The organism is Pseudoduganella sp. SL102, from assembly GCF_027856995.1.
Lineage (GTDB): Bacteria > Pseudomonadota > Gammaproteobacteria > Burkholderiales > Burkholderiaceae_D > Rugamonas > Rugamonas albidiflava.
This window is the reverse complement of the sequence record NZ_CP115554.1, coordinates 2,811,336-2,832,507: the sequence shown is the minus strand read 5'-3', so window position 1 is coordinate 2,832,507 and position 21,172 is coordinate 2,811,336. Positions and strand designations below refer to the sequence as shown.

Genomic DNA, 21,172 nt, shown 5'->3' with positions numbered 1-21,172 from the left:
CCCGTTCTAAGGGTTGACCAGCACCACGCGGCCGTTCAGCGGCTGCACGGGGCGGGCGTTCATCCGGTACAGCTTGCGGAACGCCGCGAGCTGCGCGGCCGAGACTTCCACCGGCTGCTTCAGGATGTGCCAGCGCACGCCTTCGCTGCACGGCGGCGTCGTCAACGAACCCGTGTAGCCGTAGTAGCCGCGCCGCGTGGGCAGCAGCGAAGTGGGATCGAACCCGGCGCCCGCCGCGCGCTTCTCGCCCGCCGTCGCCGGCATGCCGGCGAACACGGATGCCAGCGCGGCGTTCTCCCTGCCCTGCCGGAACAGGACGGCCACCACGGCCAGCTCGCCCGCGTCGCTCTTGTGCACCAGGTGCGCGACCAGCGGATAGCGCCGGCTGTTGACGGCTTCCTCGCTCGGCGTGTGGAAGTGGAACTGCACCAGCCGGTAACTCGCACCGGCGACGTCGATGTTGCCGCCGTCGGCCAGGTCGACCTGCACGGTATGGCCGTTATTGACGATCTCTGCGCTGCTGGCGCGGTAGCCGAAGCCGATCGGTGCCGACGTGCCCGTCCTGGACGTGCGGATATCGATCGGCGATTGCGCCTTGCCCTGCTGGCAGGCGGCGAATTCCGGCGCCAGCTCGCCCCAGTGCGCGGCGCCGGCCTTTCCCTGGTATTCCCAATGGGCGCTGCTGCCAGCCGCCGCCGCACTTGCGGTGACGGCCAATGCCGCGCATGACGCTATCGCCAGCTTCATTCTCGATTTCATCGGAGTCCTCGTTCAGTGGATGATGCCTGCTTGCCGGTTCGGGCATGGGGTGTCCAGGGATGGCGGACATATCGGGCGATACCGGGAAAGTGGCGATGGCCACCCGTCATCGCACTGTGCTGCCCTGCCCCGTTTGGGATGCCTGGCCGCCGGCGGATGGCGCGGTTCCGGCAAGCAGGCGCCAGCCGGTCCGCGCGAACACGCAAGAAATTGCATGCGGATATTGTATACAATTTACGGTGGCGGGAACCTGCGGCAGAGTCACGGGAGAAGATACGGCAGGTGTCGGGAGGGCGGCGATATCTATCCCGAAGCGTGGTTTCGCCATGTGCTGGCGTATATCGCCGATCATCATGTGGGCCGTGTCGCCGACTTCCTGCCCTGGAACGGTGCCGCCAAGCTGGCCAGCTGAACTCCGCTTTCCATCGGTGCGGCAAACATCATCCAGCTGTAACTCTCAGCGCTCAATGCGGCGCTAAGCAGACGCTTACGGAGCTACTGCCATTGCTGGCGGATTGGCGTTGATAGCGCCGACTGAGGTCGGCGAGACACCCAGCGGCGCCATTTTTGAATGACTCGCCGCGCCCCGCCACATGTGCTACCTGATCGCGGCGGCGACGGTATTCGCCTTGTTGCCAATCGACGCAGGCAAGGCAAGTTCCGCGATGCCAAAACACATGCCGACAAGGTATGCGAACGTCGGTGTATCGATGATACGGGTCAGGGAGATGCTACCGATCTCGATATCGACGACGCCGCTAGTTACCATCAGGCCGATAGCGAACGTCAGCAGGCCGGCGAACAGCAACCGCACTAATGGTTGCATTCGGTCCTCCTCTCGGGCAGTCAGGTCGGCGATACCGATCTTCGCCTTGCGGATGCCATAGGACAGCCAGACGCCGTGAAAGCAGCCCACCCATAGCATGCAAAAGCTGGCCAGCAATGGGCGGTCAATACGCAGCAGCGCGAACGAGCTGGTCAGCCATTCTCCTTGCCAGGCAAACGCCACGCAATACAGCGCCAGGAACGGCACGGACAGTATCACCGTATGCAAGCCCAGCCGCTTCAGGTAGGCATTCTTGATGTTGCCCGCCTCGTCGTCAATCAGATCCATCGCTGTGACAGCTAGCGCTGACCTGGCGATATCCGGGACCGCATTCGGCCCTTCGAGGCCGAGTTGCGCCAGGTAGAACAGCTTGACGTAATAGATGCGAAACGCTTCCGGCCTCGGCCTGGGCCCGCTCCGGTAAAGGCTTTGGACGACCCGTAACAATTTTTCGATCTCGATCAGCAGTTCGACCTGTTCCTTCGGTGGCGGTCCGGCATCATCCGGCAGCCCGATGAACAGCTCGACAGCATCGGGATGCGCTGGATTTGGCAAGTGCCGGGAACCGTCTTCCCCCGATCGAGGCGGATCGATGCGCCTGCCTTGGGAATCGGCGGGCCAGACGATGAAGGCACCGCCTGTTCGGTTGACATGCTGGCTGCCGTCGTCGGGCATGATAAGGCCACCCTGCTTATTCGTCAGCAATCTTGCCGGGCTGGCGCGCCTTCGCAAGCTCGCCGGCATCTTCTGGAGGACTACCAGCCGGCTTCGGTACCGGTTCTTCCCGCCACGGGGCAATGAAGCGCGTTCTCTGCGGCTGTTGCCTGTTCCGCAGGTTACGCCCGCCGTCGCCCATGATCCGGGTCATTGGAATGACGACCGTATCGGCTCCATTGACCGTACGAACCACGGGCTCAGTGGCCGCGAAAGCTTCGTGCAGCGACAGCGGGGCGTTGCGCGCTCCCTGGTCCGGCGGAGGTCCATCCACTGGTTTTGGCTTTTGCTGCGTAATCCACGACAACGCCGCGTCGCCACACAGATCCAGGTCTGGAAAAGTGGCCATGCCCACTGCCTTCAGGCGCTGGTATGCCTGCGGGGTAAGCACCGCCAGAGACGGCTCGCCTGGCAGCGCGGCCCAGGTAGTTTCCTTTGCATCGTGAATCGCATCGGCGCACCAGCTCATTCCGTCCGCACGTGCTCGCTGCTGGCCGTCGCCATAGCCGATACCTAGCCGTACCTGCCACGCTGGCCCGATGTTGTGCAGGCGATCGCGAAACCCGCGCGCAAAGGCGACACCGCTCTGCAGGCAACGGGCACCGACAAACAGCACAACGATGGTATGCCCGCCGTACCGCACGATCTCGCCCCGACTTACGCTCACCTGCTTGGCCAACAAGTCGTCGAATATTTGTTCCCAGTCCGGTTCGGCAGGATGTTGGAGAAAACGCAGACAGACGGCGGCAATCTTGTCGTGCCGGGGCTCGATGATTACCCGCTCGCAGCGCCGGATATGCGGATCGCGCAGCGCCGATTGCAGGCGGCCAACGAGCTGGATCGCCAGCGGGCCGCTGTCCAGAAGTCCGCCGATGATCTTCTGGGTCAGGCGATCGGTCAGCAGGCGCATCGCCAACGGGCTCTTCGAGCGCGGATTGGCGATGAAAGTCATGTTGGTATCCCAGAACGCATCATCGAACTCAAAGACGTATGCGTCCATCTTCGGCTCCATCTGAAGCCGCTCCTTCAGGTCGGCACGGAAGGAAATCCAGCGCCGCGCATCCGCGTTCGATCGCAGAAAATAGATGTAGCGGGCACCTTTGCGCAACTGCTTGTGCATTGCCTCGAACACGCGGCCATCCTGGTCGCCCAGGAAATTCGGCGCGACTACCCAGAACTCCTCCAACTGGTCGAGGCCGGCCTCCCAGCGGGCCAAGTCGCTCACGGTGTAAACATCGGGAAACTTCCTCAACGGGGACTTCCACACGGCTACAGCCTCCTCGGCAATCAGGCGCAACCTGTAGCCCGGCAAGCGTGAGACACCCGCGTTGTTCAGCACTTCCTTGAACCGCTGGTAGCAGCCGGCCAGGAGTTCCTTGGAAATTGCCGGCTCGAAGCCGTTCGACCGGTAGGCCCAGCGCCGCTTGTCGTCGAACAGGAACCAGCCGCCAACCGCCAACGCGGCCTGCTCCGACATCTTGCTTATACGCTGCAGCTCTAGCGGCGGCGGCTCCCTGTCGTCCGGACTGCGATCGAGATCAAGGGAGAAATGCAGTTCATACAGGGGCGTCCCCCCCACCCAGTTCGTCCGGTAGTTTGGCTTGAACAGCAGGCCCTCGCCATCGAACATGGCGCTGACATCACTGTCGCGCAGGCGCAGCGAATCGGCGAGCTCGACGTTGCCGCCCTCGTCGACGGTGCCGACTACGCGCTCAAGTTCCAGCACCACGCCGGAGGTGTTCGCCGGGGTTTCGAGATCGTCGAGCTGGACCAGCACTTCGCGCGTAGCCGCCTTGATCTTCTGCCATTGCGCCGGTTCCGGCAAATCGGGCCCGGAGTGCAGGCAGGTCGTCGAAAAATAATCGAGCTCTTCCTTCTCGATGCCCGGCGTATGCAGTGCATACATCTCCGGGTCCAGATTGCGCTGGCCACCAGCGATGAACTGGGTAACGGCATTCTGCTCGGTGAGATAACCTTTTGTACGATGGGCCGCCATCGCGCTGCGGACCAGTTTGCGTTCGGTGCCGCCATCGATATGCAGGTGAATCGACCCCAGCATGCGCGAGATCCCTGGCGGCAGCACTATGGAATCTTCCGGCGTGCCCGCCTGTTTGCCATGAAAGAAGCGAAGCGTGTCGCTGCCAATGCGGTGGAATGGGCTGTGCTCGCCCTGGTTCAAGTCGACGACGATCTGCGCATTGTAATAAGCGTGATCGACGCGATACCCGTCGCACAGATTGCGATAGAAGTTCTTTGCGAATTCCACGGCGGTCTTGTCTTTGATCGCCGCCGTCGTGCCGATCACGCTGAGCGCGGCACCAGCCAGTGCTTGCTCTTGCTGGATGGAGTAGCAGCAGTTCAGAACCAGCAGTTTCACCTCATAGCGCTTCAGAACCCGCACCAACATTTCCGGTTTAACCATGCGGTAATCGTCGCCATAGCGCAGCGCGATTTGACCATCGGCTCCGTGGCCTGAGAAATGGACCACGTCCGGCTTCAGCTTTTCCAGGCTTTGCAGCAGCATTGCCGCATCGACCGCGCCGTTATGGATAAAGGTCACCTCATCCCTGAACAATGAGGACTGGATCGCCTCGGAAATCGCACGTACCTCGTCTTCGATATCGAGGGCTGCCGCGTTGACTGGATTTGCTCCCAAAAAAAGGATCTTCACATCCCCCCCTTTTTTGCAACTCGTGTTGTAGTTGTCACGTGACTTTCACGATACGCCCCGGCGCCCCGAAGTCAAAGCGATGATTGCGGCGACAATCCTTCTCTCACCGAAAAGATACTCAACAAGGTATACCGGTGTGCGCAGCCCACTGCCACCTGAAGTTAGACGAACAGCGCTGGTTCGGGACCGTCTTAAGTTAGTCGAGCTCGTTCTAGAGCGCTTTGGACCGGGTGGCGAAAAGGGTGCCGTGCCCCTGCTCATGCCGGGATGAGTACTTCCCGCTCTACTCCAGCACCCGGTTGCGCGTCTCCGCGTCCACGCACAGGATGGCCACGGCGCCGGCCAGCAGGAACGCCGCCAGCATCGCCAGCGCCAGCGTGAAGTGGGTGGCCATCACCGGCGCCACGATGGCCGGTGCGAACAGGCCGCCGAAGCGGGCCACGGCGCCGGCCATGCCCATGCCGCTGGCGCGCAGGTCGGTTGGATACACCTCGGGCGTAAACGCATACAGCGCGCCCCAGGTGCCCAGCAGCGCGAAACTCATCAGCAGCGTGGCGCCCACCACCACCGGCATCGAGCTGCCCAGGCTGTAGCCCATGCAGCCGACGGCGGACAGCACCAGGAAGCCCACCAGCGTGGGCTTGCGGCCCCACCGTTCCACGCCATAGGCCGACAGCGCGAAGCCGGGCAACTGCACCAGCGCCAGCACGATCAGGAATTCCTGGCCGCGCATGAAGCCGAAGCCCTGGGCGCCCAGCTTGACGGGCAGGTAGACGAACACGCCGTAATAGGCGATCGAGATCAGTCCCCAGGCCAGGAACAGGGCGATGCTGCGGCGGCGCAGCCGGGCGGAAAACAGCGCGAACAGCGAGTGGTGGCCCGCGTTGTCGGGCAGCAGCGGCGCGATCGGCCCGGTGCGGCCGTTGGCGGCGGCCACCCGTTCCAGCACCTTGCGCGCCGCCTCGGACTGGCCGCTGCGGTTCAGGTACATGGGCGACTCGGGGATGTACAGGCGCAGCACCACGCCGACCAGCGCGGGAATGCCCGTGACGAGGAAGATCACGCGCCAGGCATCGTCGCCCCACCCCGCCGCGAACAGCGCCAGGATCGCCAGCAGGATGGTACCGACCGCCCAGAACGATTCGAGCCAGACCAGCCAGCGGCCGCGCCGGTCGCTGGGCAGGAATTCGGCCATCATCGTGTAGTCGACCGGCAGCGTGCCGCCCACGCCGATGCCGGTCAGGAAGCGCAGTGCCAGCAGCCACGTGAAATCGGGCGCGAACGCCGAGGCCACGCCGCACAAGGCATCGACCACCACGGCGGCCATCAGCACGGGGCGGCGGCCGATCCGGTCCGCCAGGCGGCCGAACACGAAGGCGCCGATCAGCATGCCGATGAAGAAGAACGTGCCCGTCTGCAGCGCCTGCGGCAAGCCGATCCCGAAGGTCTTCGCGATGGACGGCGCGGAAAAGCCGATCGACAGCACCTGCATCGCGTCGGCCATCCACACCAGCCCGAAGATCACGAACAGGCGGTACTGGAACTTGCCGACCCCTGCTGCCAGGATGCCCTGTTCGACGGTGGCGGATGAAGCGGACATGGATCTCCCCGGGAGTATGGCGACAGGAAGATTCTATCCGGCCGGCCGCGGGGACGGCGCCCATTGCGGCGGCGGCTCCCCAACCAGCCTGCCCGGGCGCCGCTCGCGGCGCCGGCTCAGGCCAGCGCCGGCAGCCGCAGCGGGGGCATCGTCTCCAGCGCGTTGGCACTGTGCGGCGCCATCGCCAGCTCGGCATTCGCGGGCATGCCGCGGCCCACTTCCAGCATGATGCCGCGCAGCCAGATGTGGCAGGGATCGTTTTCCTGGAAGCGGTGCCATTGCACGCATTCGGCCATCGGCGGCAGCGCGTACGGCAGCGGCAGCACGCGGATCGGCAGGCGCCGAGCGCAGGCCAGCGCCAGCCGCGCATGCATCGTGGCCACCAGGTCGGTGCCCACCAGCGCGGTGGCCATGCTGGTGAAATCGGCGGTGATCACGCGGATGCGCCGGTTCACGTTCTGCGCCTTCAGCAGCAGCTCCTCCATCGTCGGCGAGCGGGGCCGCCCCAGCATCGGCGCGATGTGCGGCAGCCGCTCGTAGGTGGCCGCATCGAGCGTGTCGCCCACCTGCGTATTGCCTTCCCAGATCACGGCGCAGTAGTGGTCCTCGAACAGCAGGCGCTGGGGGTGCTCGGGATCGAGGAAGTGGCGCGGGATGATGAGGAAGTCGTTCTCGCCACGCCGCAGCTTCTCGGCGGCGTCGTCGGCCAGCGGCACCAGGTCCAGCGTCATGTTCGGCGCATCGCGCAGCACGCGCGCCACCACCTTGTTGAGGAACACCTCGGTGGCATAGTCGGACACCATGATCTTCATGCAGCGCGTTTCGCGCGCCGGGTCGAACGTCACGCGCATGCCCACCGTGGCATGCACGTGCAGGATCAGGTCGCGCACCGGGCCCACCAGCTGCCGGCCCAGCACCGTCAGCTCCATGTTGCGGCCCACGGCGGCCAGCAGGTCGTCCTCGAAGAATTCGCGCAGGCGCGCCAGCATGCCGCTCATGGCGGACTGGCTGACGTTGACGCGCGCCGCGGCCCGCGTGATGTTCTGTTCTTCCAGCAGCGCGTCGAGGGCGAGCAGCAGGTTCAGGTCCAGCCGGTTGAATCGCATGGTTTTGTCTCCTTGATATTATTCTTTGGCAGCATGTTTTTCTTCCACTGTAGGGGTTTTGGGAGTTGCTGTCATCTGAAAAGGCTGGCTGTTACGGGTGTAAAGAGGAGGTCGCCCGCGGCCGCGGCAACAGGGGCGCCGCCAAATGTCGCGGAATAGCGATGGTTGATGTCGAGAGAGCGTTGGAGCCGCACACGCTAGCAGCCATCGCCCGGCGCCCGCACGAAATCGAGCAGCGGCCCGGCCAGCGCATCGTCGCCGCTGTTGATGGCGTAGACCTGCGTCAGGTGGTTATGGTTGCGCACCACCGAGATGCGGGGCTGGAAGCCGTGCCGGGTCACCAGAGCGGCGAACAGCTCGCCGGCCTGCGCCTGCATCTGGACCGGGTCCAGCTCCGCATAGCTGATCGCCAGCGGAAACGGCGCCGCATCCACCAGCGCCACCGTCGACATGGCCCGGTACGCGGCGAAATCGGTGCCGAAATAGGCTTCGTTGCGCGGATCGGGCGTGGCGATGCCCAGCTGCGCGCGCGCCAGCAGTTCCAGTTCCGCGTTGTACACGCCGGAAGCCAGGAAGGCGCCGGCGATCTTCAGGCCCTCGGCCGGATGGAAGCGCCGTACCAGCGTGGCGGCCGCCACGTGCGCCGCGCCGGCCGATTCGCCGGCCAGCACGATGTGATCGGGATTGCCGCCATGCGCCGCCACGTTCGCCCGCGCCCATGCCAGCACGGACGATACGTCCTCGGCGCCGGCGGGCCACCGGTGGCGCGGGCCGAGCCGGTAGTTCGGCAGCACCGCCAGGACGCCGTGCCGCGAGAAGTAGTGGCCCACGGCTTCCCGGTCGGCCTTGTCGCCGCGGATGAAGCCGCCGCCATGCAGGAAGACCACCACCGGCGCCGGGTCCTTCGCGCCGAGCGGCAGGTAGACGTCCAGCCGGTGCCGCTCGTCGCCGCCATAGGCGATGTCGCGCAGGATTTCGCCGCCGCGCGGCGCGCTGGCCAGCAGCGGCGCATACAGGTTCTTCGCGAACGCCGGATCGATCACCGGCCCGGCGGCGCGGATCGCCTTTTCCAGCTTGCGCATGTCCGGCGCGGCGACGTTCAGGTGCGTACCCGCATCCATGCTTACGCCCCCGCCAGCCCGGCCAGCGCCGGATCCTTGTGGAAGCGGCCATCCTTCATGATGGCGCGCAGGCGCCTGCGGTCCTGCAGCACGGTCACGTCGGCCACCGGATCGCCATCGACCAGCAGCAGGTCGGCCAGGAAGCCGGGCTTCACCTGGCCCAGTTCATCGCCCATGCCCATCAGTTCGCCGCCCAGCAGCGTGGCCGCCGACAGCACTTCTTCCGGGCTGTAGCCGAAGTGCTCGACGAACAGTTCGAGGTCGCGCGCGTTGCGCCCGTTCGGGTTGAACGGGAAGCCGTAGTCGCCGCCCGGCAGCACCTTCAGGCCGCGCCGCTTCAGTTCCGGCACCAGCTTCTTCTGCAGCGCCAGCACTTCGGCCGCGCTGGCCTTCATGTGCGCCATGTCGAAATGCGGTGGCGGCGTGGCATCCAGGGTGGCCTGGATGATGCCGACGGCCGGGGCGATGAAGATGTCGTCGCGCTTCGCTTCCAGCATGTCGAGCGCTTCGCTGTCCGCATACGAGCAGTGGTACAGCACGCGGAAACCGGCGCGCAGGCCCATCTTGACCGCCTCGTTGGCCTGCGCATGGCAGGCCAGCCACACGCCCGATTCGCGCGCCTGCTCGCCGGCGGCGCTGGCCTCCTCCTGCGTGTACAGCAGTTGCTGCGATGCGCCCGGCATCAGCGCATCCTCGCCGGACAGCAGGAACTTCACCGACTTGGCGCCGATCGACGCGCACTGCTTGACGAACTCGCGCACCGCTTCCGGGCCGGTGCCGTGGTCGGCCACCTGGCCCGGGTCCAGTTCGTCGATGGTCGGCGGCGAGCGCTCGATCGACGACGCCACCAGCCGGGGCCCCGGCATGCCGCCGCTCGTGATGAACGTGTTCAGCACCACCTCCACCGACTTGCTCAGCGAGCCGGCCGAATAGGCGCTGGTGAAACCGTGGTCCAGCAGGATGCGCGCGTTGCGCGCCGTCGTCAGCACCAGGTCTTCCGGCGGCAGCGCCATGCCGGGCACGAAGCGCTCCACCGAGCTTGGCCACGACAGGTGCGCATGCGCCTCGACCAGGCCCGGCATCAAGGTGCCGCCCTGCCCGTCGATGATGCGGTCGCCGGCCTGCGGCGCGATAAGGCGGCCGCCATCGGCCACCTCGCTGATGCGGTTGCCCTCCACGCGCACCGCGCCGATGCCCGCGCGCAGCTGGGCTCCGTCGAAGATGCGTACGTTGTTGAAAATGATTCCAGCCACTTGTGTCTCCCTGTATTCCTGAAATGGATGCCCCAACTTTAGTGGCGCCGCGGATATCGCCAAAGCCTTGTTTGGCGATACCAGCTATCTGCGCCTGCCCGTGTCGCCGGGCCTCCGCTACCTCGACGGCACCTGCAGCGTGACCGGTCCGATCAGCCCCGCGGGGCGCAGCGGCGCATCGGGCTTGTACGTCGGCGCGGCAGTGAACGTCACCTTGCGCGCGCCCGGCTGGGCATCGCCGATCAGCCGGTTGACCCACAGGTTGGCAACCCTCACTTCCACCGTATTGGCACCCGCCACGACCAGCGGACCGATGTCGACTTCATACGGCTGCTTCCAGGCGATGCCGGCCGGCTTGCCGTTGACGATCACTTCCGCCACGTCGCCCACCCGGCCCAGGTCCAGCTTCACGGGCCGGCCCGGTTCCACGCCGGCGGGCAGCGTGAAGCCGCGCCGCCACGTGCTGATACCCGAGAAGTACTTCACCTGCGGGTCGGTGCTGTCCGCCAGGGAACCCGGCGCGCCACTGGCGATCGGCGGCGGCGCGCCCAGGCCGTCGAAACCGACTTGCCAGCCCGTCTCCAGGAGCGCCGCCCGCGTCCATGCCGGCCTGGCGGGCGGCGCGGCGGAGGCACTGGCGGCGGCGTTGCGGAACACCACGAACACCGACTCGTTGGCGCCCAGCGACAGGGGTACCGCCGTGCGGCGGCCCTGCATGCGGTAGCCGGCCGGTTCGCTTCGCCCGCTGTCGGCATGCCAGAACTCGGGCGCCTTGCCGTGCACGTTGAACAGCGCCTCCGTGTCGACCGGCGCCGCCGTGCGGTTGACGATGAAATACAGGTCGCCGTCCGCCAGGCGGCGGTGCACGAACGACAGCGGGTTGCCGCTGCCGGCGTAGTCCATGTCCGGCTCCTGGCCGAGCGTGCCGAGGACGGCTTCCACGTCGCCGCTGTCGACCACGCGGCCCTTGCCGACCCTGCCGGCGCCGCTGCCGCTGCCCTTCCCGCTTCCCTTCGCGCTCCACATGCTTTTCACCAGCGCGGCGAACTGCTTCGGATCGTCGCCCAGCGCCGGCGAGCCCTCCGGCGCCGCGCCGACGATCGTCGCCCCCTGGGTGGCCAGCGCGTGCAGGCGCCGCAGCGTGGCCAGCGTCATCTTGCGGCTGCTGCCGCCGAGGTACAGCACGCGGTAGCGCGCCCCGCTCTTCGCCACCAGGTCGCCGCGATCGACGGACAGCGCCTGCGCCAGCGCATCGGCGTTGACGAAGTCGTAGGCGTAGCGGCGCGGCGCATCGGCCGGCTGGCCGTTCTTGTACAGCGTGACCAGCGGCGCCTCTTCGCCATGGAAGTACGCCACGTCGGCGTAGTGGCGCCCCTGCTGCAGCAGGTACGCGCTGCGCGCCATGTAGTCGACCCACGGGCGCGCCATGCCGGCCCAGGTCTCGTTGCGGTTGAAGTACTGGCCGAAGATCGCCAGCGACAGGCCCGGCTTCCTGTCCTCGCCGAGCGGCTGGTGCACCGAGGTGTGGATCACCGGCAGGTTGACGCCGCTGGCGAATTCCGTGTCGATCATCGGGCGCAGGTCGGCCGGGGCGAAGGCCCACGGCGCCATCGCGCTGGTCATGGATTCGGCGGCGACCAGGTTCTGGCCATAGATGTGCGATACCGAGGCGGCGCCCCGCATGTCGGCGATGGCGGTCGGGTTGGGACCGAGATCCGGCCGGTAGGTCCACATCGCCGCCATCGGGATGTCGGCGTGGCGGCGCATCGCCATGTCGTCGCCCAGCGCCACCCTGGCGCTTTCCAGCGCTTCGCCATAGACCTTCATGCCCCGTTCGCGGGCCACGGCCGCCACCGTGCCGTAGTGCTCGCTGGCAGCCAGGTCGGCCAGCGTGCGGCGCCAGTCGTACAGGAAGGCGTCGGTACGGGCGCGGTTGCCGATGACGAGGCCCGCCAGTGCCGGCAGCCAGGGCCGCGCGTCATAGCCGCGCAGGCGGCTGAACTGCTCGAGCATGCGCGGTGTCCAGTTCGACGCGCCCACCTCGGTGCTGTCGGTCACCAGCGCGCGCACGCCGCGCTTGCCGATCAGTTCCTTGCCGACCGCGCTTTCATAGTTGCCCAGGTAAGTCTGCAAATAGCGGCGCACCGCGCCGGCATCGTACTTGTCCACTTCCAGCCCGGTGGCTTCCGGCGTCGCGGGGTGGTTCTCGATGCCGGTCAGCGACCAGCCAAGCCGCAGGATCTTCCAGGTGCCCTTCGGCGGCGTCCAGCGCAGCGTGCCGTCGGCGGCCAGCTTGCCGGTCAGGTCGACGATACGCGACGACGCGATGCCCGCCTCGGCGGGATCGGCGGCGGCATCGAGTGCATGGTAGTCGGCCACGGTCGCGAAGCCCGCCTTGGCCTCGAACTGGTGCACTTTCGGCTCGGCCGACAGGGCCAGCTGGCCCAGGCGCAGGTTCTTCGGCTTGGCCATCGCCGCGAACGGCCCCGTATCGGCGCCCGCCACCGGCATGAAGGCTGGGTTGACGGCCGGCGGATTGGCCTTGATGACGACCCGGAAGCGGGCCGCCGTGACGGGCGCAAAGCCCGCCGTGGCCGGTACCAGCGACAGCGGCAGGTCCGCGACCTTTTTTTTTAACGCCTGCCCGTCCATGCTGGCTTCCAGCACGGACTGGTAAGCCGGTCCCTCGAAGATATTGCCCGCCCCCGGCGTGAAGATCGTTGCCGAGCGCACGGTGCGCGGTGCCGGGTAGTCGAGCGCGATGACGATCGCTTCGCCTGCAGCCGGCGGCGCGATCTCGACTACGTCGCTGCTTGCCGGAGCCGCCAGCCTGGCCGCGTCCAGGGCCTTGTCGCCCAGGCGTATCGCCGGCAGGTCGCCGCCCCCCGCTTCGACGGGCCAGGCGTAGACGGCGATCTCGCCACCGGCCTGCGGCAGCTTCTTCGCGTCCGGCACGTGACCCATGATGTCGGGCAGCACGAACAGGTCCTGGAACGGCCCGCTGGTGCGCGGCGCGGGGGCCAGCTTGACCGCCACCGGCTTGCCGCCTTCGATCACCGTCTGGGACCAGGTGATCTTCTTCATGCCATCCTGCGCCGGCACCCATGGCCCGCCCGTCTCGCTCCAGCCGGGCGAGGCGGCGATGCCGAATTCCAGGTTCTTTTCTTCGGCCAGCTGCGTGGCGAAGCGGAACGCGTCCTTCCAGCCCTCGTCCATGTACACCAGGCGCTTGTCCACCAGCGGCGGCGTCATCATCTCGGCGTCGAAGTTCTGCAGGCCGCCCAGGCCCGAGCGCGACATCCACTCGATATCCTTGCGGATGCCCTCCTTCGTGACATTGCCGTTCAGCCAGTGCCACCACACGCGCGGGCGGGCCGATTGGGGCGGGTCGGCAAAGCCCTTCGCCAGCTCGTCGCCCCTTGCGGGCATCACTGCGGCGGGCAGCGCAACCGCGGCCAGCACGGCCAGGCAGATTGTCTTCAGGCGCGGCATCATCGTCACGCCCCGTTGGCGCGGGCGATCTTGCCCAGCACCGCGAGGCTCGGCTTGGCGGTGCGCCGCATCGTCTTGCGGTCCACGCCGATCAGGCCGAAACGGGGGCCGTAGCCGAAGATCCATTCGAAATTGTCGATCAGCGACCAGTGGATATAGCCGCGTACGTCGATGCCATCCTTCAGGCAGTTCGCCACGCCGGCCACCGCGGTATGGATGTACGCCACGCGCTGCCTGTCGTCGTCGGTGGAGGTGCCGTTCTCCGTCACGTAGAGCGGCTTCTTCACATGCTGCGCCGTGTAGCGCAGCGTGGCCTCCAGCGCCTGCGGGTAGTACTCCATGTGGGCGGATGTCATCACCGCGTCCTTGGGCGGCGGCAGCACGCCTTCCGGCCCGATCAGCTCGCGCGTGTAGGTCTGCACGCCGAAGAAATCGCCGTGTTCGCCGATCGCCTTGAACCACGGTTCGTAGGCGATGGCGCGCTTGCGGTCGCGCATGGCCGGGTCGCCCACCGCCTGGTCATCGGCGATGGCGATCGAGAAGCCGACCGGCAGTTGCGGGCGTACCGCCTTGACGGCCTGGTACGCCGCCGCATGGCCCTGCAGCTGGCCAGCCTGGATCCTGTCGAAATCGCCGAACAGCCAGGCGGAAAACTTGTCGGAACCGGTCTGGCGCGCGGCCTCGGCCAGCATGGCCTTCATGCGCGGGTTGCCGGCCATGCCGGACAGCGGGCCGGGAATGCCGAACAGCAGCCGCGCCAGGTTCGGTTCGTTGAACGTGGTGGCGTAGTCGATCAGGTGGCCCAGGTGCTGCGTGACTTTCTCGCAGTAGCGCGCGAACAGGGCCGCGGCCCCTTCCGCTTCCCAGCCGCCACGGGCGGCGAACCAGCGCGGATTGACGAAGTGGTTGAAGCTGACCATGGTGCGCAGGCCGCGCTTGCGGCAGGCTTCCAGCACGTCGCGGTAATGCTCCAGCGCGGCGACCGAGAACAGGCCCTCCACCGGTTCCACGCGCGCCCACTCGATGGAAAAGCGGAACGTGTTCAGGCCCGCCTGCGCCAGCATGCCGATATCCTGGTCGAACAGGCGGTAGTGGTCGACGCCGGCGCCGGACGGTTCCTTGAACTCGGTCGGCTGCACGTTCTCCAGCAGCCAGGCATCGCTGTTGACGTTGTCGCCTTCGGCCTGGTGGCCGGCGATCGCCGCGCCCCACAGGAAGTTTTTCGGGAAGGGACCTTTTGCCTTCGTGGCGGCAGCGGCAGTGGCCGCGCCGGGCAGCATGGCCGCGCCGGGCAGCATGGCCGCGCCGGCCAGCGCGGTGCCGAGTCCCAGCAGGGTGCGGCGGCGCGGGTTACTCGGGGAATTGCCGTGATTGAACTGGTCGGTCATGCCTGTCTCCATTGTTGTTGTGATAGCGTTATTGCAAGAAGCTACGGCAAGCGTTGCTTCAGGTTCTCCACCAGCGCGAGCAGGCTGCCGCCATCGGCCGCCACGCCGTACACGTAGTGATCCGGCCGCACCACGGCGGCGCGCACGCCATGCCGCGCCAGCCAGCCGGCCACCACGCCATCGGCTTCGCCGCTCTGCATGCGGTGCGGGCCGCTGGCAAAACCGCCTTCGCCGGGCGGCAGCGACACCAGCATGCCCAGCCCGGCCGCCACGGGCAGCAGAGCGGCCGGCAGCCGGTCGATTGGCAAATCGGTGACGATGCGCCAGCCGGCGCCGGCGATATCGTCCAGCAGCGCCGGGCCGGCCGGGCCGTGCACGCGGGGCTGCGGGAACAGCTTGCCGACACCTTCGCAACCGTTCATGTCGAGGAAACCGGTGGACAACGGCGGGATGATGTCCTGCCGCGCCTGGGTCTTCACCTGGCCGCCGGCCGCGTCGAGCAGCGCCGCATCGCGGGCCCGGGCCTTGCCGGCATCGCGCTCGCAGATCACCGCGCCGATGTCCTTGATGCGCGTGGTTAGCTGGCGCACGTGCTCGCGGCGCTCGGCCGCATACGTGTCCAGCAGGGAATCGGATAAATGCGCACCAGCTTCGCCACCCAGCACGGCGCGCAGCTTCCACGGCAGGTTGGCCACGTCGCGCACGCCCTGGCACATCCCCTGCCCCAGGAACGGCGGCTGCTGGTGCGCCGCGTCGCCGGCGATGAACACGCGGCCGTTGCGCCATTCCTTCGCCACCAGCGCATGGAAGCGGTAGCTGGCCTGGCGCCACAGCGTGGCGTCGTCCGGACCGATCCAGCGCCGCAGCACGCTCCAGGCCCCCTCTTCCGTCGCCATGTATGCCGGGTCTTCGCCGGGCAGCAGCGAGATTTCCCAGCGGCGGTGGTTGCCCGGTCCGATCACGTAGGTGCACGGCCGGCCGGGTTCGCAGAACTGCACGCTGGTGGCCGGCAGCTTCGCCAGTCCCTGCTCGTTGACCTGCACGTCGACCACCAGCCACGGTTCGTCGAACTGCAGGTCTTCCAGTGCGATGCCGAGCGCTTCGCGCACCGCGCTGGAGGCACCGTCGCAGCCGATCGCGTAGCGGGCCCGCACGCTGCTGCGCTGGCCGCCGGCGTCCTCCAGGTACAGCGTGACGCCGGCGTCGTCCTGTTCCAGGCCGGTAAAGCGCAGGCCCAGCTTCACATCGGCATTGGGCAGCGCCCGCACGTGCGCGCGCAGTGCCGCTTCCACCGGCGGTTGCGTGAACACCATCGACGGCGTGTGGCCCAGCGGATAAGGCGGCTCCACCGTGGCCAGCCGCTTGATCAGCTGGCCGTCGACGCCGTAGTACTCGGACGGCGTGAACGGCTCGCAGAACGGCGCAATGGTCTCCGCCAGCCCGAGGTTCTGGAAGATGCGCATGATCTCGTGGTCCAGCGCGATGGCGCGCGGCTTCGGATACACCTCGTCCGTGCGGTCGATCACCAGCGTGCGCAGCCCGGCCTGGCCCAGCAGCGCGGCGGCTACCGCGCCGGATGGCCCGAAACCGACGATGGCGACGTCGTAGTCGGGAGGGGCGTTCATGATTGCGCTTTTTCCTGCACTTCGTCCCGGATCGTGTTGACCAGCAGGCCGACGCCTTCGATCTCGACTTCGATGGTGTCGCCATCCTTCATCCACACCGGCGGCACGCGCGACTGGCCCACGCCGGCCGGCGTGCCCATCGCGATCACGTCGCCCGCTTCCAGCGTCACGCATTCCGACAGCAGCGCAATGGTTTCGGCCACATCCCAGATCATGTCGCGCGTGTTCGCGTCCTGCATCACGGTGCCGTTCAGGCGCGACTGGATGCGCAGGCCGGCGCCGCCCGGCGGCAGCTCGTCCGCCGTGACCAGCACCGGGCCGAACGCGCCGGTGCGGTCGAAGTTCTTGCCGATCGTCCATTGCGGCGTGCGCTTCTGGTAATCGCGCACGGAAATGTCGTTGAAGGCCGCGTAGCCGAACACGTAGTCCAGCGCCTCTTCCTTCGTGATATGGCGGCCGCGCTTGCCGATGACGACGGCCAGTTCGGCTTCGTAGTCCAGCTTTTCCGACACCCGCGGCCGCTCGGCGGCTTCGCCATGCGCCAGCAGCGACGTGGTCGAGCGCAGGAAGAACCACGGGTAGACGGGTTTTTCGCGGCCGCTCTCGGCGGCGTGGTCGTAGTAGTTCAAGCCCAGGCACACGGTCTTGCCCGGCTCCGGTACCGCCGGCGCCAGCGTGATACCGGCCAGCGGCTGGCGGTCCGCGGCGGACGCCACTTCGATGGCGCGGCGCGCGGCGGCCCGCAGGTCGATGCCGGACTGCAGCGCCTTGCGGGCATCGGACGGCACCTCGGGAACCAGGCGGTTCAGGTCGATGACGCTGTCGCCGTCGAGGATGGCCAGGCGGGCTTCGGTGCCGCTGCGGTAAGAGACGAATTTCATGGGTTTCTCCAGTTGCTTATTGAGTGTGTTCGATGAAGCGGATTTTTTTCTGGGCCTGCTTGATGCGGTCCGACGGCGGCTTCGACACGCCCCACTGGTCGAAGCGGCCCGGCGGCCAGGTCCAGTCGGATGGCGCGCCGGCCTGGTAGCTGTCGTCGACCTGCAGCACGTCGGCCGTGTATTCGATGACGAAATCGTCCGGCCCGACGAAGTACGCGAACACGTTGTTGCCGGGGCCATGGCGGCCGACACCCCACTCGATCGGCCAGCCGGCGTCGCTCATGCGGCCAGCGCCGCGCATTACCGCGTCGAGGTCCGGCATGACGAAGGCGATGTGGTTCAGCGTGTTCGAATCGGCATCGGCCAGCGCGATGCTGTGGTGGTCCGAGTTGCAGCGCATGAAAGCCATGATGCGGGTGCGGTCGGACAGGCGGAAACCCAGCGCGTCTTCGAAGAATTTCTGGGCCACGGCCACGTCGGCGCTGTTGAAGACCGCGTGCGTGATGCGGACAGGGGCATCTTTTTTTACGTCGCGCTGTGCGTCCTTCCCGGCATGGCGTTCGTCGCCATGCACGAAGCGCAGGATGCGGCCCTGCGGATCGGCGATGACGACAGCCGTGCCGCCGCCCGGTTCGTCCACCGGTGCGGGGCCGGAAATCACCCTGCCGCCGGCGCTTTCGGTGCGCTGGGCGATCGAGACCAGGTCCGCCGGGGCGGCGACGCTGAAGGTCAGGTTGCGCACGTCCGGCTGCGCGCCGCGGTGCAGCGACAGGATGTGGTGGAAACTGCCGGTGCCGCGCAGGTAGACCGCATCGCCGGTGCGGGCCACGGTTTCAAGGTGCCAGGTGCCGGTGTAGAACCGTTCGGCGGCTTCGAGATCGGTCACGCCGATCGCGATGCTGCGCAGCTGGCCGGCTGGGGAAGTGGTCATACAGTAACTCCTTGGGAATCGGGGGCAAAGTCGGGGGCAAAGTCGAGGGCAAAATCGAGGGCAAGGAAGCGCGCCGCGTTGCCGGCGACGAGCCGCGCGCGTACCGATGGATCGGCGACGGCGGCTTCGATGCCGGCCACCGGCCGCGCATCGCGGAATGCAAAGGGATAATCGGTGCCGATCATCAGCGCATCGGCGCCGAAGCGCTGCAGCAGCACGTCCAGGGTCGGGGCATCGAACACCAGTGTGTCGTAGAACAAGCGCCGCGCCTGTTCCGACGGGCCGACCGGCATGGCCTCGGCCAGCGCCGGAAACACCTTGCGGGCCTGTTCCAGGCGCGGCAGCAGCATCGCCAGCGTGCCGCCGCCATGGCTGAACGCCATGCGCAGGCCGGGGTGGCGTTCCACCAGGTTCGACGTCAGCACGGATGCCGCGGCCAGGCCCACCTCGGTGGGATAGCCCAGCGCCTGCAGCAGGTTCGACGGACCGACCAGCCGGTCGGCGCCGGCCGGCTTCAGCGCGTGGACGAACACGGCGACGCCCTTTTCTTCACAAGCTTCGAAGAATGGCGCGAACTCGGGCGCGCCCGGCGGACGGCCGTTGACGTTGCTGCCGATCTCGATGGCGCGAAAGCCCAGCTGCCCCGTGAGGTACTCCAGTTCGGCCAGCGCCAGGTCCATGTCCTGCAGCGGCACCGCGCCCATGCCGACCAGCCGGCCACCGGACAAGTCCACGGCGGCGGCGATCTGGTCGTTCACGTAGCGCAGCAGCTGGGCCGCGGCGGCCGGCGCCATCCAGTAGGACAGCAGCTCCGGCATCGGCGAGATGGCCTGGCGCGCCAGCCCCATCTCGTCCATGTCGGCGATGCGGCGGCTCGGGCTCCACGCCATCTCCGACACGGTGCGGTACACCTTCCCGGCGATCATCACGTGGCGGTGGCACGCATGGGCCGGTGCCATCGATGGCCAGTCGGCCGGCACGGCACTGCCCAGGTAGTGCGGGAAATCGTGCGGGATGAAGTGCGCATGCACATCGATGCCGCAGGTGCAGGCCGGGGACTCATGAAAAACCATGCTCATGCCGTCGCTAGCCCCGCGGCCAGCACGCCGGCGGCGCAGATCGCCTCGTCGTCCTCGCCCTTGCCGCCACTGGCGCCGACGGCGCCGATCACGATGCCGCCGCGGACCACGGGCACCGAGCCCGCCTGCGGGATGAACTTGCCGTGGCCGGTCGCGGCCAGCGCGTTGAAGAAGGCGGGATTGCCTTGCGCGCGGCCGTGCAGCACGCTGCCGGACACGCCCATGCCAGCCGCCGCCCAGGCCTTGCCGAGCGCGATGTCGGTGCGCAGCATGCTGGCACCATCCTCGCGCTGCAGCGCCACCAGGTGGCCGGCCGCATCCAGCACGACCACCGCGACCGGCGGCATGTTCGCAGCACGCGCCGCGGCCAGCGCGGCGTGCAGGATGCCGTTGGCTTCGGCGAGGGTCAGGGGTTCGACCGGAGAGTGGGTTTGGTTCACTTGCGTACTCCTATGACAATAAAATGCTCAGGCCGTGGCCGCGGCGGGCGTGCCGGCCTGGCGCGCCACCAGCGCGAAGCACAGCGTGGCGCAGGCGCCTACCGCGATCGCCAGCGCGGCCAGCCCGCCGAATCCCGCATGGGTGGCCACCGTGCCGGCCAGCGCCGGGCCGATCGCCGAACCGGTCATCATCATGGCCGGCGTCGACGCCAGTGCGCGGCCGCTGGGATCGAGCCTGGCGATCAGGCCGAACAGGAACGTGTGCATGAAGATCAGCACGGCCGGGTAGACGCAGGCCGCCAGCGCGTAGAGCGGGTAGCCGGCCGCCCGCGATACCGTCACGGCCAGCGCGGCCTGCAGCGGTGCCGCCACCAGCGCCACCCGCACCGGGTTCAGGCGCTTGTCGAGGAAACCGGCAATGGCCGCCGGCAGCAGGTTCACCAGTCCAACCACCACCAATAGCTGGTTGACGGCCTCCTGGCCGAAGCCGCGCATGATGCCGATCCGGTCCAGCATGCTGAAGGTGAGCGCCTGGTTCAGCGCCATCGCGGCGACGCCGAAGATGGCGCACCAGGCGGCGCGGGACAGCCGGCCATGCGTGACCTGTTCGTGCCCGACCCTGGCGGGCCGCGGGAAGGCCAGTGCGGCCAGCGCCGTCACTGCCATTAGGCCGGCCAGCACCTTGAACAGCGTGGCGCCGCCATGCGCGGCGATCGCCGGTGGCACGGCCGCGTAGAACACCACGGCGCCGATGCCCAGCGCGGTGCCGGCCAGCGCGAACAGCCGGTGCGGGTTGGCGCTGCGGCCGATGGTGCCGTGCGTAACCGACAGCGCGATCCCCGCGGCCAGGCCGGCTACCAGGTGCAGCAATGCCAGCGTGCCGAAATCCGTGATCAGTGCGGCGCCGGCGAATGCCAGCGCCGCGACGCCGTAGCCACCGGCCACGCAGGCCGTGCGCGGCAGCCGGCCGAAGCGCGGCGCGGTGAAGAGGCTGGCGGCAACCGCGCCTGCCAGGAATGCCGTGACAGTGATGCCGGCCTGTTCGAGGCCGAACCCATAGTGCTGGACCAGCGCGCCGACCCAGACCGGCAGCGCGACCAGGTCGACCATGCCCGTGAAATGGCACAGCATGAGGATGCCGCGGCCGCGCCAGGTCTCCGGCGCACGCCCTTGAACAGGGTTCTGCATGGTGGTCTCCGAGTGTTATGGGATGTTGTGGAGACAACGATAGCAGCGGCCCCGGCGAAACCGAACGCCTGAGTTTCGATACGACGTATCAGCGTTTG

15 protein-coding genes are annotated in these 21,172 nt (G+C 67.5%); all 15 read right to left on the bottom strand.

The genetic code is table 11. The features are described 5' to 3' along the window. Positions 1-6: 6 nt before the first annotated feature. Positions 7-759, bottom strand: coding sequence for a carbonic anhydrase (locus tag OU994_RS12100; protein WP_281610942.1), 753 nt, complete (start codon positions 757-759; stop codon positions 7-9). Positions 760-1,357: 598 nt separating this feature from the next. After that, positions 1,358-2,260 carry a hypothetical protein gene (locus tag OU994_RS12095; protein ID WP_281610941.1) on the bottom strand — a complete coding sequence of 301 codons (903 nt, stop codon included), beginning with the start codon at positions 2,258-2,260 and terminating at the stop codon, positions 1,358-1,360. Between the two features lie 16 nt (positions 2,261-2,276). Further along, positions 2,277-4,970: a CHAT domain-containing protein gene (locus OU994_RS12090; protein WP_281610940.1), complete on the bottom strand. Its 2,694-nt coding sequence runs from the start codon at positions 4,968-4,970 to the stop codon at positions 2,277-2,279. A 283-nt stretch (positions 4,971-5,253) separates the two neighbouring features. Then, positions 5,254-6,570, bottom strand: a complete 1,317-nt coding sequence (locus OU994_RS12085) for an MFS transporter (RefSeq protein ID WP_281610939.1) — start codon at positions 6,568-6,570, stop codon at positions 5,254-5,256. Between the two features lie 116 nt (positions 6,571-6,686). Then, a complete protein-coding gene (locus OU994_RS12080; protein ID WP_131146676.1) occupies positions 6,687-7,676 on the bottom strand; it encodes a LysR family transcriptional regulator in 990 nt (329 codons plus the stop codon). A gap of 197 nt (positions 7,677-7,873) precedes the next feature. Then, positions 7,874-8,797 (bottom strand): alpha/beta hydrolase, encoded by a 924-nt coding sequence (locus OU994_RS12075; protein ID WP_281610938.1) that lies wholly within the window; start codon positions 8,795-8,797, stop codon positions 7,874-7,876. 2 nt (positions 8,798-8,799) lie between these two features. Then, positions 8,800-10,050, bottom strand: a complete 1,251-nt coding sequence (locus OU994_RS12070; protein WP_281610937.1) for an amidohydrolase family protein — start codon at positions 10,048-10,050, stop codon at positions 8,800-8,802. Between the two features lie 117 nt (positions 10,051-10,167). Next, entirely contained in the window at positions 10,168-13,545 is a 3,378-nt protein-coding gene (locus tag OU994_RS12065; RefSeq protein WP_281610936.1) for a glycosyl hydrolase, read from the bottom strand. A gap of 2 nt (positions 13,546-13,547) precedes the next feature. Next, a complete protein-coding gene (locus OU994_RS12060) occupies positions 13,548-14,930 on the bottom strand; it encodes a glycoside hydrolase family 1 protein (RefSeq protein WP_281610935.1) in 1,383 nt (460 codons plus the stop codon). Positions 14,931-14,971: 41 nt separating this feature from the next. Beyond that, on the bottom strand, positions 14,972-16,555 hold the full coding sequence (locus OU994_RS12055; RefSeq protein ID WP_281610934.1) for a bifunctional 3-(3-hydroxy-phenyl)propionate/3-hydroxycinnamic acid hydroxylase: 1,584 nt from the start codon (positions 16,553-16,555) through the stop codon (positions 14,972-14,974). After that, a complete protein-coding gene (locus tag OU994_RS12050) occupies positions 16,552-17,436 on the bottom strand; it encodes a fumarylacetoacetate hydrolase family protein (protein WP_281610933.1) in 885 nt (294 codons plus the stop codon). The genes OU994_RS12055 and OU994_RS12050 overlap by 4 nt, the downstream gene beginning before the upstream one ends. Positions 17,437-17,452: 16 nt before the next feature. Beyond that, entirely contained in the window at positions 17,453-18,367 is a 915-nt protein-coding gene (locus OU994_RS12045; RefSeq protein WP_281610932.1) for a VOC family protein, read from the bottom strand. Next, a complete protein-coding gene (locus tag OU994_RS12040; RefSeq protein WP_281610931.1) occupies positions 18,364-19,446 on the bottom strand; it encodes an amidohydrolase family protein in 1,083 nt (360 codons plus the stop codon). Before OU994_RS12040 ends, OU994_RS12045 begins: the two co-directional genes overlap by 4 nt. Next, positions 19,443-19,886 carry a heme-binding protein gene (locus OU994_RS12035; RefSeq protein ID WP_281610930.1) on the bottom strand — a complete coding sequence of 148 codons (444 nt, stop codon included), beginning with the start codon at positions 19,884-19,886 and terminating at the stop codon, positions 19,443-19,445. Before OU994_RS12035 ends, OU994_RS12040 begins: the two co-directional genes overlap by 4 nt. A 27-nt stretch (positions 19,887-19,913) precedes the next feature. Continuing rightward, complete coding sequence (locus tag OU994_RS12030; RefSeq protein ID WP_281610929.1) at positions 19,914-21,074, bottom strand: MFS transporter; 1,161 nt, start codon at positions 21,072-21,074, stop codon at positions 19,914-19,916. Positions 21,075-21,172: the final 98 nt, after the last annotated feature.

What these genes read in the sequence shown, in the direction of transcription:
- OU994_RS12075 (WP_281610938.1), bottom strand. Translation starts at nt 8,797, where the DNA reads ATGGATGCGGGTACGCACCTGAACGTCGCCGCGCCGGACATGCGCAAG.
- OU994_RS12050 (WP_281610933.1), bottom strand. Translation starts at nt 17,436, where the DNA reads ATGAAATTCGTCTCTTACCGCAGCGGCACCGAAGCCCGCCTGGCCATC.
- OU994_RS12085 (WP_281610939.1), bottom strand. Translation starts at nt 6,570, where the DNA reads ATGTCCGCTTCATCCGCCACCGTCGAACAGGGCATCCTGGCAGCAGGG.
- OU994_RS12030 (WP_281610929.1), bottom strand. Translation starts at nt 21,074, where the DNA reads ATGCAGAACCCTGTTCAAGGGCGTGCGCCGGAGACCTGGCGCGGCCGC.
- OU994_RS12095 (WP_281610941.1), bottom strand. Translation starts at nt 2,260, where the DNA reads ATGCCCGACGACGGCAGCCAGCATGTCAACCGAACAGGCGGTGCCTTC.
- OU994_RS12060 (WP_281610935.1), bottom strand. Translation starts at nt 14,930, where the DNA reads ATGACCGACCAGTTCAATCACGGCAATTCCCCGAGTAACCCGCGCCGC.
- OU994_RS12080 (WP_131146676.1), bottom strand. Translation starts at nt 7,676, where the DNA reads ATGCGATTCAACCGGCTGGACCTGAACCTGCTGCTCGCCCTCGACGCG.
- OU994_RS12055 (WP_281610934.1), bottom strand. Translation starts at nt 16,555, where the DNA reads ATGAACGCCCCTCCCGACTACGACGTCGCCATCGTCGGTTTCGGGCCA.
- OU994_RS12065 (WP_281610936.1), bottom strand. Translation starts at nt 13,545, where the DNA reads ATGATGCCGCGCCTGAAGACAATCTGCCTGGCCGTGCTGGCCGCGGTT.
- OU994_RS12045 (WP_281610932.1), bottom strand. Translation starts at nt 18,367, where the DNA reads ATGACCACTTCCCCAGCCGGCCAGCTGCGCAGCATCGCGATCGGCGTG.
- OU994_RS12040 (WP_281610931.1), bottom strand. Translation starts at nt 19,446, where the DNA reads ATGAGCATGGTTTTTCATGAGTCCCCGGCCTGCACCTGCGGCATCGAT.
- OU994_RS12100 (WP_281610942.1), bottom strand. Translation starts at nt 759, where the DNA reads ATGAAATCGAGAATGAAGCTGGCGATAGCGTCATGCGCGGCATTGGCC.